This window comes from Streptomyces sp. WAC06614 (genome assembly GCF_003949795.1).
Taxonomy (GTDB): Bacteria; Actinomycetota; Actinomycetes; order Streptomycetales; family Streptomycetaceae; genus Streptomyces.
Genome location: NZ_RPRY01000737.1, coordinates 1 through 841, shown reverse-complemented (window position 1 = coordinate 841; position 841 = coordinate 1). Strand labels below are relative to the sequence as shown.

1 protein-coding gene is annotated in these 841 nt (G+C 77.1%); it reads left to right on the top strand.

What is annotated here, in order from left to right:
* Positions 1-730, top strand: a 730-nt coding sequence (locus EF918_RS36220) for an MFS transporter (protein WP_148141375.1), incomplete at its 5' end; no start/stop codon positions are given.
* Positions 731-841: the final 111 nt, after the last annotated feature.

The window sequence follows — 841 nt, the reverse complement described above, 5'->3', positions numbered from 1 at the left end:
GCTGGGGGGCTGGCGGGTGGGCCTGGCGGCCGTCGGGCTGCTGGCGCTGGCCTGCGCGGTCGCGTTCCTGGTGCTGCTGCCGCGGGCCCGGTTCTTCCGTCCGGTCCCGCTGGACGCCCGGGCGATGGGCCGTACGGTCGCCGGCCACCTGCGCAACCCGCTGCTGCTGCGGCTCTACGGGGTCGGGGCGCTGTTCATGACGGTGTTCGGCGCGGTGTACACGGTGATCGGCTACCGGCTGACCGACGAGTTCTCCCTCGGCCAGGGCGTCATCGGGTCGATCTTCCTGATCTACCTGGTGGGGACGGCCTCCTCGGCCGCCGCGGGCGGGCTCGTGGCCCGTACGGGGCGGCGCGGCGCGCTGTACCTGGCGGTGCTGACCACGGCGGCCGGTCTGCTGCTGTCGCTGTCCGACGCGCTGGCGGCGATCGTGGCCGGGCTGGTGCTGGTGACCGCCGGGTTCTTCGCGGGGCACGCGGTGGCCTCGGCCGCGGTGAGCCGGACGGCGGCCGAGGGCCGGGCGCAGGCCTCCGCGCTGTACCAGTCGGCGTACTACCTCGGCTCCAGCGCCGGCGGTACGCTCGGCGCCCTCGCCTATCACGCGGCCGGCTGGCCGGCCACGGTGGCGCTGGCGCTGGCCGCGGTGCTGGGCGTCGTGTCGATCACCCTGTACGGCACCCGCGCCGCCCGCCTGGAGCGTCGCCTTCCGCTGGCCTCCCCCACCCGCTGACCTGGGGTTCCACCCCGCTCACGGGCATCCGCCCGAGGCCCCGCCCGGGGCCCGGCCGGGCCCCGGGCGGGGCCTCGGGCGGATGCCCGTGAGCGGGGTGGAACCCCAGGT